General features: G+C 44.8%; 14 protein-coding genes. 10 read left to right on the top strand and 4 right to left on the bottom strand.

What is annotated here, in order from left to right; all coding sequences use genetic code 11:
- Window positions 1-169 precede the first annotated feature (169 nt).
- Window positions 170-850: a uracil-DNA glycosylase gene (gene ung / locus F7Y48_RS12075; RefSeq protein WP_005396298.1), complete on the top strand. Its 681-nt coding sequence runs from the start codon at window positions 170-172 to the stop codon at window positions 848-850.
- A gap of 112 nt (window positions 851-962) precedes the next feature.
- Complete coding sequence (locus F7Y48_RS12070) at window positions 963-1,514, top strand: hemerythrin domain-containing protein (RefSeq protein ID WP_005396296.1); 552 nt, start codon at window positions 963-965, stop codon at window positions 1,512-1,514.
- A gap of 228 nt (window positions 1,515-1,742) precedes the next feature.
- Here the strand turns inward: F7Y48_RS12070 and F7Y48_RS12065 are convergent, their stop codons facing one another.
- Window positions 1,743-1,928 carry a DUF3545 family protein gene (locus F7Y48_RS12065; protein WP_005396294.1) on the bottom strand — a complete coding sequence of 62 codons (186 nt, stop codon included), beginning with the start codon at window positions 1,926-1,928 and terminating at the stop codon, window positions 1,743-1,745.
- 721 nt (window positions 1,929-2,649) lie between these two features.
- Between F7Y48_RS12065 and F7Y48_RS12060 the strand changes: the two genes are divergently transcribed.
- Window positions 2,650-4,083 (top strand): alanine/glycine:cation symporter family protein, encoded by a 1,434-nt coding sequence (locus F7Y48_RS12060; protein ID WP_005396293.1) that lies wholly within the window; start codon window positions 2,650-2,652, stop codon window positions 4,081-4,083.
- A 111-nt stretch (window positions 4,084-4,194) separates the two neighbouring features.
- Window positions 4,195-4,971 carry a peroxide stress protein YaaA gene (yaaA, locus tag F7Y48_RS12055; RefSeq protein WP_316684355.1) on the top strand — a complete coding sequence of 259 codons (777 nt, stop codon included), beginning with the start codon at window positions 4,195-4,197 and terminating at the stop codon, window positions 4,969-4,971.
- Between the two features lie 109 nt (window positions 4,972-5,080).
- Here yaaA and srmB read toward each other — a convergent pair whose 3' ends face one another.
- Together srmB and F7Y48_RS12045 are read right to left on the bottom strand one after the other, a co-directional pair.
- Window positions 5,081-6,304, bottom strand: a complete 1,224-nt coding sequence (gene srmB / locus F7Y48_RS12050) for an ATP-dependent RNA helicase SrmB (protein WP_005396291.1) — start codon at window positions 6,302-6,304, stop codon at window positions 5,081-5,083.
- 107 nt (window positions 6,305-6,411) lie between these two features.
- Window positions 6,412-7,131: a tRNA1(Val) (adenine(37)-N6)-methyltransferase gene (locus F7Y48_RS12045; protein WP_152814507.1), complete on the bottom strand. Its 720-nt coding sequence runs from the start codon at window positions 7,129-7,131 to the stop codon at window positions 6,412-6,414.
- Between the two features lie 330 nt (window positions 7,132-7,461).
- Between F7Y48_RS12045 and brnQ the strand changes: the two genes are divergently transcribed.
- The gene (gene brnQ / locus F7Y48_RS12040; protein WP_006742676.1) at window positions 7,462-8,772 is read left to right on the top strand and encodes a branched-chain amino acid transport system II carrier protein; all 1,311 of its coding nucleotides are present in this window, start codon (window positions 7,462-7,464) and stop codon (window positions 8,770-8,772) included.
- Window positions 8,773-8,856: 84 nt separating this feature from the next.
- Here brnQ and fldB read toward each other — a convergent pair whose 3' ends face one another.
- Complete coding sequence (gene fldB / locus F7Y48_RS12035) at window positions 8,857-9,375, bottom strand: flavodoxin FldB (protein WP_005397338.1); 519 nt, start codon at window positions 9,373-9,375, stop codon at window positions 8,857-8,859.
- 158 nt (window positions 9,376-9,533) lie between these two features.
- On the opposite strand from fldB, the gene xerD reads away from it, so the two are divergent.
- The 5 genes from xerD (at window position 9,534) to lysS (ending at window position 15,907) form a co-directional block, all read left to right on the top strand.
- Window positions 9,534-10,451, top strand: coding sequence for a site-specific tyrosine recombinase XerD (xerD, locus tag F7Y48_RS12030; protein ID WP_005397336.1), 918 nt, complete (start codon window positions 9,534-9,536; stop codon window positions 10,449-10,451).
- A gap of 59 nt (window positions 10,452-10,510) precedes the next feature.
- A complete protein-coding gene (dsbC, locus tag F7Y48_RS12025) occupies window positions 10,511-11,299 on the top strand; it encodes a bifunctional protein-disulfide isomerase/oxidoreductase DsbC (protein WP_316684354.1) in 789 nt (262 codons plus the stop codon).
- A gap of 44 nt (window positions 11,300-11,343) precedes the next feature.
- Window positions 11,344-13,083 carry a single-stranded-DNA-specific exonuclease RecJ gene (recJ, locus tag F7Y48_RS12020; RefSeq protein ID WP_006742673.1) on the top strand — a complete coding sequence of 580 codons (1,740 nt, stop codon included), beginning with the start codon at window positions 11,344-11,346 and terminating at the stop codon, window positions 13,081-13,083.
- Window positions 13,084-13,256: 173 nt separating this feature from the next.
- A protein-coding gene (gene prfB, locus F7Y48_RS12015) for a peptide chain release factor 2 (protein WP_100068604.1) occupies window positions 13,257-14,355 on the top strand; the annotation gives its coding sequence in 2 pieces (ribosomal slippage) (window positions 13,257-13,331 and window positions 13,333-14,355; 1,098 coding nt in all).
- Window positions 14,356-14,389: 34 nt separating this feature from the next.
- A complete protein-coding gene (gene lysS, locus F7Y48_RS12010; RefSeq protein ID WP_005397328.1) occupies window positions 14,390-15,907 on the top strand; it encodes a lysine--tRNA ligase in 1,518 nt (505 codons plus the stop codon).
- The last annotated feature ends 14 nt before the right edge of the window (window positions 15,908-15,921 follow it).

Raw genomic sequence — 15,921 nt, 5'->3', positions numbered from 1 at the left:
CCGCGTGCTTCGTTTGCCGATGCCTAATCGTCACATTACCGGACAGGGGCATTTTCGAACGCCACAGAAGCATTAGTCTTTTATTACTGTTCTCAAGTTCGTGGTAAGTTTTTGTTTGTTTGGGTTTCGCTCGTTAGAATAGAAGCAAAATTTAGGACAGGAACTTTCCATGAATCAGTCACCCACTTGGCACGATGTGATCGGCGAAGAGAAAAAACAGAGCTACTTTGTAGACACTTTGAATTTTGTAGAAGCAGAACGCGCCGCAGGCAAAGCGATTTTCCCGCCAGCGAAAGATGTCTTTAATGCGTTTCGTTTTACCGAGTTTAACGATGTTAAAGTAGTGATTCTGGGACAAGACCCATACCATGGTCCAAATCAGGCGCATGGTTTGTGCTTTTCCGTGCTTCCTGGAATCAAAACGCCACCGTCACTCGTTAATATGTATAAAGAGCTGGCTCAAGATATTGAAGGATTCCAGATCCCTCAGCATGGATTCTTACAAAGCTGGGCAGAGCAAGGTGTATTGTTGCTCAATACAGTATTGACGGTTGAGCAAGGTAAAGCGCATTCACATTCAAAAACGGGGTGGGAAACGTTCACTGACCGAGTGATTGAAGCGATAAACCAGCATCAGGAAGGCGTGGTGTTTTTATTGTGGGGCTCTCACGCTCAGAAGAAAGGGCGCTTTATTGATCGCAATAAACATCATGTGTTAGCCGCACCACATCCATCACCACTCTCAGCACACCGAGGCTTTTTTGGTTGTAAGCATTTCTCTCAAGCAAACCAGTTACTTGCCTCGCAAGGAAAAGCACCAATCAACTGGCATTTGCCATTAACTGTATAAAAGAAGAGACAGCGATAATGCTGCCATTATCGCTGTTTTTTTGAGCACGCTCGAGGCTGATGGCAAATTTCTCATGTACACTTATTAAAAGTAGGTGTTAAGGAGAGACGCTATGATGATCGAAAGAATTCGACGCGAACACGGCTATATGGTTCGTCTGTTGGCGATACTGCGCCATAAACTTAATGAGATAAAAGAAGAACGTGCGATCAACTACGCATTAGTAAGCGAGATAGTTGATTACCTCTCTAATCATTCAGAAAAAGTTCACCATCCGAAAGAAGATATTCTCTATCACCACTTTCTTGAGCACTATGGTAAGCAACAGACCATGGAAAACTTAGAGAAAGAACATCAAGAGTTAGCAAGTAAAACCAAAGAGTTTGCTTCCTTGATAGAGATGATCCTGCAGGATGCAGTTGTGCCTCAAGACATGTTTGTGGCCCACCTAGAGGACTTCATTGAATCACAAAGACGCCACTTGGAGTTAGAGGAGCGAAAAATCCTGCCTCTCATTGAGGAGTTATTCACTACCGAAGATTGGCAGCATGTTGAAAGCTTATGGAGCGTCAGTGAAGATGACCCAGTTTTTGGTGACACCATTGCCGATCGTTATAAACAGTTAGCTGAACGTGTGCGTCAAAGTGATGCTGAGTATGTTTAAGTGTGTGCGATAAAACCTGAGCGAGCGAAAGTATCACTCGGGTTTGTTAGCTGCATTTCTTATTTATTGAGAATTGGACGTAAATTTATCGTTTGCGCTTCTCGACCAAAAGATAGGAAAATTCTTATTGAGTAATAACGGTACTCATACTTAAATCTTGGCGCCTAAACTCAAGTCGTTTACGGTTACTGTAAACAAAAGGCACCCTTAAGGTGCCTTTTGTTTGAATTAGAGTTTAATGTCTTCCAAGTTGTAGTCGGTACAGGCATCAAGTTCGCGTAGCTCTTTAAGCAAATTGCGCCTGTCGTTCATCTCTTCTATTTCACGCCACTTTCGCTTTACTGGTTTGGCACGAGATTTGGTTGTTGAGGTAGTATCCAGATTAAAAATGTCATCTAGTTGAAAGCCTTCCATAAGCCACCTTTACCTTTCTTAAGCTAAACTGTTGTAACCAGTCCTTGTGGAGTTTTTTAAGTACCACAATAGCCGTGAGAATAACCATGATATATTTCGCATTTGTGTCGGTAGCATGACATTTTCGTGCAAAAATATTCTCAAAATCACACTTTTCATGGCAATGTGGTGGCTAAAAAATGCACAAACGATCTCAAGAAAACGATTAAATAGAGAGATTTTCAATGTTAATTCGATTTGGCGAGTGGGGGGACAGTGCAAAGGTCAAAGTTGCATAAAACCAGTTTGATGAAATAGTGTTCAATTAGATGGTAAGGCACTAGAGCAAATTTATGTAACACCTTGTGAATACTAGCTTGGTCTTAATTATATGGGTCTCCGTTCTGTTTGGTGGGCGATAATTATTTATGTTGGCATTTGGTAATTGAAATGTTGCGGCTTATGGGTGTTAAGTCTTCCATTTATGTTATTTTTTGGTGACTTTATAGTGAAAAATAACAATGTTATTATCATGATTGCATATTGATTTTTGCGCTCCTAGGTTGCATTATCCGCCCGTCAAAAAATACGCTGGTACGTAAAATGGATGCATGAAGCGACGTTTACGATTCTAGATTGCCCATAAACATTACTTAAAAAGCTAAGCACACTTTGACACTTAGCAGGCAATTTGGTGGATGGCTTGGACGCATAGACCGGCGCAACTCACTTTGAGGTACACATGACAGACTTAATCAATTTGATGAACGATCTCCTTTGGGGTTCGATTCTGGTTTATCTTCTTGTTGGTGTTGGTATTTACTTCACCGTTCGATTAGGGTTCATTCAGTTCCGCCATTTCGGCCACATGTTCTCTGTTCTTAAGAACAGTCGTAAAGCAGACAAAGCTGGTATTTCTTCTTTCCAAGCGCTTTGTACTAGTCTTGCTGCACGTGTTGGTACAGGTAACATGGCGGGCGTTGCAGTTGCATTGACTGCAGGTGGTCCTGGCGCGATCTTCTGGATGTGGCTGATCGCAATGCTTGGTATGGCAACGTCGTTTGCAGAGAGTACTCTGGCGCAGCTATACAAAACCAAAGATGATGATGGCAACTACCGTGGTGGTCCTGCCTACTACATGGAAAAAGGCCTGGGCATGCGTTGGATGGGCGTATTGTTCTCAGTTTTCCTAATCATCGCTTTTGGTTTGGTATTCAACGCCGTACAAGCTAACTCAATTGCAAATGCAATGAGCACCGCATTTGGTTGGAGTGACCTGTACGTTGGTATCGCGGTTGTAGTACTGTCTGCGATTGTAATTTTCGGTGGTATCAAGCGTATCGCAAAAGTCGCAGAGATGATCGTTCCGATCATGGCGCTGCTTTACTTGGCTCTAGCACTGTTCATCATGTTCTCTAATCTAGAGAAGCTACCTGATGTATTAATGCTTATCTTTAAGAGTGCATTTGGTCTGCAAGAAGCGGCGGCTGGTGGTCTTGGCTACGCGATTGCACAGGCAATGATTAACGGTATTAAACGCGGTCTATTCTCGAACGAAGCGGGTATGGGTTCTGCGCCAAACGCGGCGGCTTCAGCAACGCCTTACCCACCACACCCTGCATCTCAAGGTTATGTTCAGATGCTAGGTGTATTTATGGATACGATCGTTATCTGTTCAGCGACAGTGGCTATCATCCTGATGTCAGGTGAGTATGTCGGTCAAGCAACAGAAGTGACGGGTATCGAGCTAACTCAGCGTGCATTGAGCTCGCAAGTTGGTGATTGGGGTGGCATCTTTGTTGCCGTGGCAATCTTCTTCTTTGCATTTACATCAATCATCGCGAATTACTCGTACGCTGAAACGAACCTAATCTTCCTAGAGCACAACCATAAGGCGGGCCTAAGCATTTTCCGCGTTGTTGTTCTTGGTATGGTGATGTTTGGTGCACTTGCTTCGCTCCCAGTCGTATGGTCACTTGCTGATGTTTCGATGGGGCTGATGGCGATAGTCAACTTGGTGGCAATCATCTTGCTATCTGGCATCGTGATTAAGCTAGCAAAAGATTACAACCGCCAACTTGGTGAAGGTAAAGTACCAACGTTTGATGCGAATGACTTCCCTGAGCTGAAATCTCAGCTTGAAGAAGGCATTTGGTACAACGATAAAAAAGACTAAGTGAGCTATCACTCATAGTTGAAAGCTATTAGTACGATGTAAAAAGCCATGCAGACAATGCATGGCTTTTTTTGTACCCTATTAAAAAACAAAATTAGAGAAGGGAAAGTCATGCTTATCGTAGTTTCTCCAGCGAAGACTCTTGATTACGAGTCTCCGTTAGCGACAGAAAAATTTACTCAACCTGAGTTGGTCGAATACTCAAAAGAGCTTATCGATGTTTGCCGCAAACTGACTCCTGCTGATGTTGCCTCTTTAATGAAAGTGAGCGACAAGATTGCCGATTTGAATGTTGGGCGATTTCAAGAGTGGAGTGAAACGTTTACCACGGAAAACTCACGACAAGCGATCCTAGCGTTTAAAGGTGATGTTTACACAGGACTAGACGCCGAAACCTTATCTGAAGCGGACTTCGAGTATGCCCAAGATCATTTGCGCATGTTGTCTGGCCTCTATGGTTTACTAAAACCACTCGATTTGATGCAGCCATACCGTCTTGAAATGGGTACCAAGCTTGCAAACGACAAGGGCACGAACTTGTACCAGTTTTGGGGCAATGTGATTACGGATAAGCTTAACGAAGCGATTTCTGCTCAAGGTGATAATGTGCTTATCAACCTTGCATCAAATGAATACTTTAAAGCGGTGAAGTCAAAGAACTTAGATGCGCAAGTGATCACGCCAGTATTCAAAGATTGTAAGAATGGTCAATACAAGGTCATCAGCTTCTACGCGAAGAAAGCGCGCGGCATGATGGCGCGTTACATCATCGAAAACCGTATTGAGAGCGTGGCAGATCTGACTAAGTTTGATACAGCGGGTTACTACTTTGTTGAAGATGAATCGACACCAACAGAGTTAGTATTTAAACGCGAAGAGCAAAACTAAAACTTATTGAGACGTAGTCTACGTTAATCTCTATCAGTACAAACGAAAAAGGGTTGGCACTGCCAACCCTTTGTTATGTTTTAGCTTGGGCTATTTCGCCCCAATAAGATTACTTCTTCTTAGCGGTTTTCTTTTTCGCTGGCTTCTTCTTGTCTTCTTTTTTCTTTTTCTTCTTAAACACAGGTTTTTTGTGTTTCGGACGCATCTCTTTCACGAAACGCTCTTTGATGTCTTCTTTCACGTAACGTGCAACGCGATCCATCATTGGTTGGTCGTGTGCTTCTACGATTGAGATAGCGTTACCTTTCTTACCCGCACGAGCCGTACGGCCAATACGGTGAAGGTAGACATCAGCCGTGCGTGGCATGTCGTAGTTAATAACGTGTGACACATCCGGAAGGTCGATACCACGCGCAGCAACGTCCGTTGCGAGCAGCACGTTTACAGTACCATCGCGGAAGCGAGAAATCGCATTGTTACGACGATCTTGAGGCATTTCACCTTGAATCCAAGAACATGGAATCTGTGCGCTCTCAAGCTGCGCTCGTAGCTCTGCCAAACGCTCACGTGTCTTCAAGAAGACAATGGTGCGTTCTGCTTGCTGAGTAATAATGTGTTTTAGTAATTCAAGCTTGTGTTCTGCATCATCAGCACGGTGGTACCACTGAGCAATCTTCTTACGCTCACGCAGTGGCGATTTTGCATCGATCTCTGCTGGGTCATTCAACAGATCAGCGGTAAAGCCCTCTACGCCTTTACCTTCTAAAGTTGCTGAGAACAGAAGGGTTTGTTTACGCCAGCGGCACTCGTTAGATAGACGATCGACAGTAGGAGCAAAACCCATGTCTAGCATACGGTCTGCTTCATCCAGAATTAACCATTCAATCGCACGGCAATCAAAACGCTCTGCATCAATGTATTCTTTTAAACGGCCAGGCGTTGCAACCACAATGTCTTGTGTTGTCGCAAGGATATCGGCGTGCTCTTGGTATTGAACGCCACCTGTGATGGTGAAAATGTTCAGTTTAGTGTTTTTTGCCAAAGCTCGTGCTTGATCAGCGATTTGCATCGCCAATTCGCGCGTCGGCGTTAGGATCAAAATACGCGCAGGTCCAGGCTTGCGACGAGGGAAGTCTTGCAAGTATTGCAATGCTGGCAGAACGAAGGCTGCCGTTTTACCAGTACCTGTTGGCGCTGACGCTAGAATGTCACGACCATCCAACGCTTGTGGAATCGCTTCTGCCTGAATTTTTGTTGGGCGTTCGTAACCCATCTCTTCAATGGCTTCAAGTAGGTTTTGGTCTAGATCAAGTTCAGCAAAGGTTCTGATCACAATGAGTTCTCCACAAGCAAAGCTTGGTTAATGGTTCGCCACAACAGCATAGAATACAAAAAGGTCGCACATTATAAAGTGATTGGTGATAAGGATCACATGTTATTTCACATCTTAAGATAAAACTCGCGGGTTAATTGGACGAAATCGTCACTGTAACCGTCATGCGAATGAATTATTAAATGTGATTTTTGAGTATCGCAAGGCTGCTTCGCCAGTTCAAATAACAGTCGATGTACCGGTTTCTTTTCTGATGGCTGTACACGACAGACTCGCGATAGATGCCAACCTTGGTGTAATGCTAGTTCAATAAACCGTTCGCCTTCGGTGATTGGTAACACAAAATTAGCTTTCCCTTGTTCATCAAGCAACTGATAGCAACGTTGTAGCAATGCGTTGTGGCGTAGCGTATCAGTGTGCCTCGCGGTTGCACGTTGACTGTGTTTCGATTGCTCGCCGCTATTGAAGTAGGGAGGATTACAAATGATACGTTGGAATGGATGCGTCGGCGTAAAGTCTAGTACGTCAGAATGATGCACACTCACACGAGCTGACCAAGGCGACTGAACCACATTTTTTTGCGCAGCTTCAATGGCTGTTAATTCAATATCGACCGCGGTTACTTGAGCTTCTGTAAAGCGTTGGGCACACATCAGGGCAAGCAACCCGGTGCCAGTGCCAATATCGAGAATTTGAGCGTTGTTCGGGCTTTGAATCCAAGCACCAAGCATGACCCCATCAGTGCTGACGGGCATACCACTCTCGCCGCCCTCAATACAAAATTGCTTAAAATTGAAGCCTTTAGTTTTCAGTTTTTTGCTCTTCATGATTGTTTTATGTTTGCTCAATAATTAAGTGAATTTCTCTATTGTTTCTTAATTGTATAGATTGTTGTTTTGTTGGTTATTAAATTGTATTGTTAATTGATCGAGATAAAGAACTAGTCTGTTATTTAGATCTGGTTATATCCACTGCTTTTAAGTTTGAAAACTAAATTAATATGGTGTTTTTTTCTTAAAGGTTGCCAAATGATGAGTCTTTCGTCATTATGCGGCGAAAATTTTATAGATTGAACCACGTATACTTATTGACTTTAGGTATACAAAAAGTGGTCTAAGCATACACAACATTCATTAATTAAAAGACAAGGGTTATCTGTGAAGCAGACGTTAAAACTAACAGATATTATCGCAGTAGGCTTTATGCTATTTGCGTTCTTTTTAGGTGCGGGCAATATCATCTTTCCACCTCTAGCGGGTCAGCTAGCCGGTGAAAACTTAATGCCAGCGATGTTTGGTTTCTTGCTAACAGCGGTAGGTCTACCTCTTATTACTATCGTTGCTATTGCTGTTGCTGGTGGTTCTTGGGATCACTTAACGCAAGACCTTCCGAAAAAAGCAGCGGTTATTATGGCTGCGTTGATCTTCATCATCATCGGTCCTGCGTTTGCTGCGCCTCGTACTGGCCTAGTGGCTTACGAGATGGCGGTGAAACCTTTCTTCCTTGAAGCGTCACAAACGCATCTCACTGCATTTTCAGTGATCTTCTTTATTGCGGCGATGATGTTCTCATGGTTCCAAGGCCGTTTGATTGACCTTATTGGTAAAGTACTGACGCCGGCATTGTTCGTGGGTTTGATCATTCTTGCTGTCGCGGTATTTATTGATCCTCAGGGTGACATGCTGGGCGCGCACGGTGAGTACTTAACGCAACCACTGACCAAAGGCTTCCTAGAAGGCTACAACACAATGGATACGTTCGCGTCATTGATGTTTGGCATGCTGATGGTTGATGCACTGCGCGGTAAAGGCATTACTGAGCGTTCTGCAACCACTAAGTATCTGATCTATGCAGGTTGTATTGCCGCTGCCGGTCTTGCGTTTGTTTACATCTCACTATTCTACTTGGGCGCGACGAGTGCAACTGTTGCTGCTGGTGCAGATAACGGTGGTCTGGTACTTAGCCAATACGTTCAAGCGCTGTTTGGTCCATACGGTCAAATCGTTCTGTCTGTAATTGTATTACTAGCGTGTTTGACAACGGCTATTGGCTTGATTTCTGCGTGTTCAGACTTCTTCAGCTCGAAAACGCCACTGTCATACAAGCAATGGGTACTTATTAACGGTTCTGTTTGTGCGTTGGTTGCGAATGTCGGCCTTGCACAACTGATTTCTCTGTCAGTGCCAGTATTGTTTGCGCTGTACCCTGTGGCGATTGCGTTGGTTGCACTAACATTTGTACGCAGCAAACTGCCAAATCCACGTTTTGCTTACCGCGCGGTACTGCTTGTATCTCTGTTGTTTGCGTTGGTTGATGCAGCAAAAGTATCGGGTGTTGATGTTTCTGCGTTTAACATGTTGCCACTATTCGAAGTGGGCATGGGTTGGGTGCTTCCAACATTTGCGGCTATTGTGTGCATGTTCTTCATCGCGAAACCTCGTCCAGAGCTAGCACAAGAAACAGCGTAATAACTTCGCACTATCAAGATATTAAAAAGCCCGATGAACTACTTCATCGGGCTTTTTATTTTTATCTTTGAAGAGTTCACACTATTAAAGTGTGTCGTGGAACTCCACAAGAACTTGTTCACACCATTTTTCGATGCGCTCATCACTCAGTTCGTACTGCGAGTCTTCATCTAACGCTAGTCCAACAAACTTGCTGCCATCTTCAATCAGTGCTTTCGATGCTTCAAATTCGTAGCCTTCATTTGGCCAGTAACCGATAAAGGTTGCGCCAGTCGCTTGTAATTCATCGTGAAGTAAGCCCATCGCGTCCAAATACCACTCACCGTAGCCTTCTTGGTCACCCAGACCAAACAGCGCGACAACTTTACCTTTTAATGGTGTTGTTGCGATGTCTTGCCAAATCGCGTTCCAATCTTCTTGAATTTCACCAAAGTCCCAAGTTGAGATGCCAAGGAGTAATAAGTCGTAGTCCGCCATTAGTGATAACGGTGTCTCTTTCACATTGTGAATGTCGACAAGGTCTTCACCAATAATAGTACGAATTTTCTCTGCTGCCATTTCGGTGTAGCAGGTCGTTGAGCCGTAAAAGAGTCCGATTTTCATTATATTCATCGTTATTTGTGTTGCTGTTGTGGAAGATTCTAACCATAAATTGAGGAAGATTGCAGCGAATATCCTAAGCGGGATGATTTTTTTATGGTATTGGATCTGCAGGTGCCTTAATCTAAATACTGTAAATATAAACAGATAAGGAAGCGTTCATGACGGCACAACAGCCTGTCAATCAACAAGATTTTTCGCTTGTTGAGCAATTCTTAGATGCGATGTGGATGGAGCGTGGGCTATCAGAGAACACGCTGGCTTCCTATCGAAATGATTTGATGAAGTTGCTCACGTGGATGGAGAAACATCGCTACCGTCTTGATTTCATTAGTTTGTCTGGCTTGCAAGAATACCAAAGCTACCTTGTAGACTTGGATTACAAGCAGACGTCCCGTGCGCGTATGTTGTCGGCAATTCGCCGTTTATTCCAATATCTGCATCGTGAGAAAGTACGTGCTGATGATCCGAGTGCGCTCTTGGTCAGTCCTAAACTGCCACAACGCTTGCCCAAAGATATTAGTGAAGAGCAAGTGGACGCCTTGCTCGAAGCGCCAGACCCGAATGATCCTGTGGAATTGCGGGATAAAGCGATGCTGGAACTGCTGTATGCGACTGGTTTGCGTGTGACGGAATTGGTCAGTTTAACTATGGAAAACATAAGCTTGCGTCAAGGTGTTGTACGTGTCACAGGTAAAGGCGGTAAAGAGCGCTTAGTGCCAATGGGGGAGAACGCGGTAGATTGGATCGAGACGTTTATTCAACAAGGGCGCCCTGCGTTACTTGGTGATACATCATCTGATATTGTTTTTCCTAGCAAACGCGCAAGGCAAATGACTCGTCAGACGTTTTGGCATCGTATTAAGTACTATGCTTTGATAGCAGGGATTGACACTGAACAGCTGTCGCCGCACGTACTGCGTCATGCCTTTGCCACGCATTTATTGAACTATGGCGCAGATCTCAGGGTCGTACAGATGCTATTAGGACATAGTGACTTATCGACCACGCAAATTTATACTCACGTGGCGACTGAACGATTGAAGCAGATCCACAGTCAACACCACCCAAGAGCATAACAATGGTTAGATTCATCCATGTCCTCTTGGAAAAACGATTTTATATTAAGGTGAATTTCATGAGCGTATTACGCCGACTAACTCTGCTGACTTTACCATTTTTTGTTACCGCGTGTGGTGCAGAAGAAAGTCAGGCTAAAACGGACACTCCTGCACAGCAAGTGGCACCAGTTGCGCAAAGCAGTTTTGATGAAGCAGCATTAAAAACTAAGTTCTCAAAGCTTGGTTTATCTATCGTTGATATTCAGCCATCAGAAGTTGCTGGTTTATTGGAAATCCAAACTAATGGCGGGATCTTGTTTGCTTCAAATGATGGTAGCCATTTTATCGCCGGTACGCTTTATGCCATCAATGACGATGGCAGTTACAAAGATGTCATTGCAGAGCGCCAAGCGCCGCTTAATGCGGAGAAAATCGCGCAGTTCTCCGATAGCATGATTGAATACAAAGCCGACGATGAAAAATATGCTGTGACGGTATTTACTGATATCACTTGTGGTTACTGTGTGCGTCTGCACAGCCAAATGCAAGGCTATAACGATCTAGGCATTACAGTGCGTTACATGGCTTACCCTCGCCAAGGTGCTACTGGCCCAGTGGCAGAGCAAATGGCGACGATTTGGTGTGCTGAAGATCCAAAGTCGGCAATGCACAACGCGAAAGTGAATCGTACGTTTGATAACCCTGCGAAAGACTTAAAACAGTGTAAAGAAACCATCCAATCACATTACAATCTAGGTCGCCAATTGGGAATTTCTGGTACGCCAGCGATCTTCTTACCGAATGGCGAAATGGTTGGCGGTTACCTACCACCTGCAGAGCTACTGAAACGTTTAAAGCAACAATAATCCTTTAGGAGCAGAGTCGGCAAAGTCGCCGGCTCTTTTCAAGCATGATAGAAATTCAACGACGTCCTGAACCTGATCTTTCCCTTCTTCCTGATTCCATTCCTCCGATTCTCAAACGTATCTACATCAACCGTGGGATTACGGATCCTGCGCAACTAGAAACGTCAGCTCGTGGTTTGCATTCTTACCAAAAACTCGGGGGGATTGAGCAAGCTGTCGAGCTTTTGTTTCAGGCAATAAAAGAACAAAAACGCATCATCGTTGTCGGTGATTTTGACGCTGATGGTGCGACGAGCTCTGCATTGTCGGTGCTCGCGCTGCGTATGCTTGGTAGTCACAATGTGGACTACCTAGTACCGAATCGTTTTGAAGACGGTTATGGGTTAAGCCCAGAAGTCGTTGACCAAGCATTAGAGCTTGGCGCTGAGATGATCATGACGGTAGATAACGGTGTGTCATCAATCGAAGGCGTGCGTTACGCAAAAGAAAACGGTATTACCGTGCTCGTTACCGACCACCATTTACCGGGACAAGTGTTGCCTGATGTAGATGCAATGGTGAACCCAAACCTTGAGAGCTGTCATTTTCCGTCTAAAGCGCTCGCTGGTGTCGGGGTCGCATTTTATCTCATGATGGCACTATGCGTTCATATGCGAAAACACAATTGGTTTGCTGAGCAGGGCATGCAAGAGCCTAAGTTGATGGAACTGATTGACCTTGTTGCACTTGGTACAGTTGCCGACGTTGTCCCACTGGATGAAAACAACCGCATTCTTGTGCACCAAGGCCTTCAGCGTATTCGTGCGGGCAAAGCGCGCCCTGGCATTCAAGCATTGATTGAGGTCGCGAAGCGCGATGCGCGTCGTTTGGTGGCGTCCGATTTTGGTTTTGCTTTAGGTCCTCGTATCAATGCTGCAGGTCGCCTTGATGATATGTCATTTGGTGTTGAACTGTTGATGTGTAACAACATTCACGCCGCTCGTCGTATGGCAAGTGAACTGGATGGTTTGAACCAAACTCGTAAAGAGATTGAAGAAGGCATGAAGCAAGAAGCGATGGCTTTCTGCGAGCGTCTCCAGTTTGGTGAAGGCAGTGAGCTTCCTTACGGATTAGCCTTGTTCCAACGTGATTGGCACCAAGGTGTGATTGGTATTTTGGCCTCGCGCATCAAAGAGAAGTTTCACCGTCCAGTCATCGCATTTGCTGATGGCGGAGAAGGGACAATTAAGGGTTCGTGTCGTTCAATTCCAGGGTTACACATGCGCGATGCGTTGGATTTCATCGACACGCAAAACCCAGGTTTGATCATCAAATTTGGTGGTCACGCGATGGCGGCAGGCTTAACAATTAAAGAGCAGGATTTTGAACGTTTCAGCCGTTTATTTGATGAAGTGGTAAAAAAAGAACTCGATGAAGCGGCGCTAAAAGGCGTGATCATGTCAGATGGTGAACTTAAGCCTGAAGAATTCTCTATGCATGTCGCTGAACAGCTACGGTCTGGTGGCCCTTTTGGACAAGCCTTTCCTGAACCAATCTTTGATGGTGAGTTTAAAGTGTTGCATCAAAAGCTGGTGGGTGAGAAGCATCTTAAATTGATGTTAGAGCCGCTTTACAAAGGTCACCCTACCAATGTGATGATCGACGGCATTGCATTTAATGTCGATTTGCGTCGCTGGCCGGATGCATCAGTTAAAACGGTACGTTTAGCTTACAAATTGGATGTGAATGAATTTCGTGGTAATCAATCACTGCAATTGATGATCGATCATATCGAAGCTAAGTAATATCTAGATTAACCTTTCTTATAGAGTACGGTTGCCCCTAAGAGGGTGTAAAATTTTATGACCGTGCTCTCTCTAACCGCAATCTGATTTCTCATCCGAAATTTTCCTGTATCTCGGTCACATTTTTCAGTAGAATTTCTCGGTTAAATTCTATTCTAAAATGTTGAGTAAACATGTTTGAAATCAATCCAATTAAAAACCGTCTGCAGGACGTGTCTCAGCGCACAAATGTCCTGAGGGGGTATCTTTGACTATGACGCGAAGAAAGAGCGTCTAGAAGAAGTCAACGCAGAGCTTGAACAACCTGATGTATGGAACGAACCTGAACGTGCACAAGCACTGGGTAAAGAGCGTGCATCGCTAGAAGCGGTTGTTGAAACTATTGATCAACTAGAGCAAGGTGTAGAAGACGTAGAAGGTCTTCTTGAGCTGGCTGTAGAAGAAGAAGATCAAGAAACATTTGACGAAATTGAACCAGAACTTGCTGAGTTGGAAGAGAAGCTAGAAAAGCTTGAATTCCGTCGTATGTTCTCGGGTGACCATGATAGTTCAGATTGCTACATCGATTTGCAAGCTGGCTCTGGTGGTACGGAAGCACAAGACTGGACCAACATGCTGCTGCGTATGTACCTACGCTGGGCAGAGGCGAAGGGCTTCAAAGCTGAAGTGATTGAAGTTTCTGAAGGTGAGGTCGCGGGTCTTAAGTCGGCAACAGTTCGCATCTCTGGTGAGTATGCGTACGGTTGGTTGCGCACTGAAACGGGTGTTCATCGTCTTGTTCGTAAATCTCCGTTCGATTCAGGCGGCCGTCGCCATACGTCATTTGCGTCTGCGTTCATCTATCCAGAGATTGATGAAAACATCGACATCGACATTAATCCTTCTGACCTACGCATCGACGTTTACCGTGCGTCAGGCGCAGGTGGTCAGCACGTCAACACCACAGAATCTGCGGTACGTATTACGCACGTACCAACGAACACCGTGGTTCAGTGTCAGAATGACCGTTCTCAACATAAGAACAAAGATCAGGCAATGAAACAGCTTCGAGCGAAGCTATTTGAGCTTGAATTGCAAAAGCAAAACGCGGAAAAACAAGCTAATGAAGACGCTAAGTCTGACATTGGCTGGGGTAGCCAGATCCGTTCTTACGTATTGGATGACTCACGTATTAAGGACCTCCGTACGGGCATTGAAAACCGTAATACTCAAGCGGTTCTTGATGGCGATCTGGACAAATTTATTGAAGCTAGCCTGAAATCAGGCCTATAAAGCTTTTCACCGACAAAAACAGGATACATCGAAAATGACTGATGCTGTTCAAAACGAAACTGTACTAGAAGAAAATAAGCTGATTGCTGAACGCCGCGCTAAACTGGATGAAATCCGAAAGAGCTGCAAAGCAAACGGCCACCCAAACGACTTCCGTCGTGACGCACTAGCGGGCGACCTTCAAAAAGAGTTCGGTGAAAAGACGAAGGAAGAGCTAGAAGAGCTTAACCACGTGGTTGCAATTGCTGGCCGTATTATGGCTAAGCGTGGTCCATTCCTAGTAATTCAAGAAACATCTGGCCGTATCCAAGCTTACGCTGCTAAAGACGTACAAAAAGAGCTAAAAGAGAAATACCAAGGTCTTGATATCGGTGACATCATCGGTGTTAAAGGTGCGCTGCACAAATCTGGTAAGGGTGACCTATACGTGAACATGGAAGAATACGAGTTGCTAACTAAAGCACTTCGTCCACTTCCTGAGAAGTTCCACGGTCTTACTGACCAAGAAATGCGTTACCGTCAGCGTTACGTTGATCTGATTGTGAACGAAGATTCACGTAAAGCATTTATTGTACGTTCTAAAGTGATGTCTGCAATTCGTAACTTCATGATCTCAAAACAGTTCATGGAAGTAGAAACGCCGATGATGCACGTGATCCCTGGTGGTGCAAGTGCACGCCCATTCATCACGCATCACAACGCGCTAGACATGCCAATGTACCTACGTATTGCACCTGAGCTATACCTGAAGCGTCTAGTAGTTGGTGGCTTCGATCGCGTATTCGAAATTAACCGTAACTTCCGTAACGAAGGTCTTTCTCCACGTCATAACCCAGAATTCACTATGATGGAATTCTACATGGCGTACGCGGATTATAAAGATCTGATGGACTTTACTGAAGAACTACTAAGCTCGGTAGCGCAAGAAGTTCTAGGTTCAACATCAATGCCTTACGGTGATGAAACGGTTGAATTTGGTGGCACTTACACTCGTATGAGCATGTTTGAAGCAATCAAGCAGTACAACCCAGATCACGCGCAAATCCAAGCGCTAACCGAAGAAGATCTACAAAACCGTGAGCTGATGGTTTCTATCGCGAAATCAGTACATGTTGAAGTAGAAGACTTCTGGACATGTGGTCAGCTTCTAGAAGAAATCTTCGGTGAAACAGCAGAGCCTAAGCTAATGCAGCCAACGTTCATCACTGGCTACCCAGCGGACATCTCTCCATTAGCTCGCCGTAGCGATGACAACCCGTTCTTTACAGACCGCTTTGAATTCTTCATCGGCGGTCGTGAAGTGGCGAATGGCTTCTCAGAGCTTAACGATGCAGAAGATCAAGACGCGCGCTTTAAAGCACAGGTTGAAGCTAAAGAGTCTGGTGACGACGAAGCCATGTTCTACGATGCAGATTACATCACTGCACTAGAGCACGGCCTACCACCAACGGCAGGCCAAGGTATCGGTATCGACCGTCTGGTTATGCTACTGACTAACACGCACACTATCCGTGACGTGATCCTATTCCCAGCAATGCGCCCACAAGCGTAATTTGGCAGGATGAT

This window comes from Vibrio sp. 2-1-2a (assembly GCF_032648565.1).
GTDB lineage: Bacteria > Pseudomonadota > Gammaproteobacteria > Enterobacterales > Vibrionaceae > Vibrio > Vibrio diabolicus.
This window is presented reverse-complemented; position numbering and strand designations above follow the sequence as displayed.

Coding starts and splice junctions, on each gene's coding strand:
- ung (WP_005396298.1), top strand. CDS start 170: ATGAATCAGTCACCCACTTGGCACGATGTGATCGGCGAAGAGAAAAAA.
- F7Y48_RS12070 (WP_005396296.1), top strand. CDS start 963: ATGATGATCGAAAGAATTCGACGCGAACACGGCTATATGGTTCGTCTG.
- F7Y48_RS12065 (WP_005396294.1), bottom strand. CDS start 1,928: ATGGAAGGCTTTCAACTAGATGACATTTTTAATCTGGATACTACCTCA.
- F7Y48_RS12060 (WP_005396293.1), top strand. CDS start 2,650: ATGACAGACTTAATCAATTTGATGAACGATCTCCTTTGGGGTTCGATT.
- yaaA (WP_316684355.1), top strand. CDS start 4,195: ATGCTTATCGTAGTTTCTCCAGCGAAGACTCTTGATTACGAGTCTCCG.
- F7Y48_RS12045 (WP_152814507.1), bottom strand. CDS start 7,131: ATGAAGAGCAAAAAACTGAAAACTAAAGGCTTCAATTTTAAGCAATTT.
- fldB (WP_005397338.1), bottom strand. CDS start 9,375: ATGAAAATCGGACTCTTTTACGGCTCAACGACCTGCTACACCGAAATG.
- xerD (WP_005397336.1), top strand. CDS start 9,534: ATGACGGCACAACAGCCTGTCAATCAACAAGATTTTTCGCTTGTTGAG.
- dsbC (WP_316684354.1), top strand. CDS start 10,511: ATGAGCGTATTACGCCGACTAACTCTGCTGACTTTACCATTTTTTGTT.
- recJ (WP_006742673.1), top strand. CDS start 11,344: ATGATAGAAATTCAACGACGTCCTGAACCTGATCTTTCCCTTCTTCCT.
- lysS (WP_005397328.1), top strand. CDS start 14,390: ATGACTGATGCTGTTCAAAACGAAACTGTACTAGAAGAAAATAAGCTG.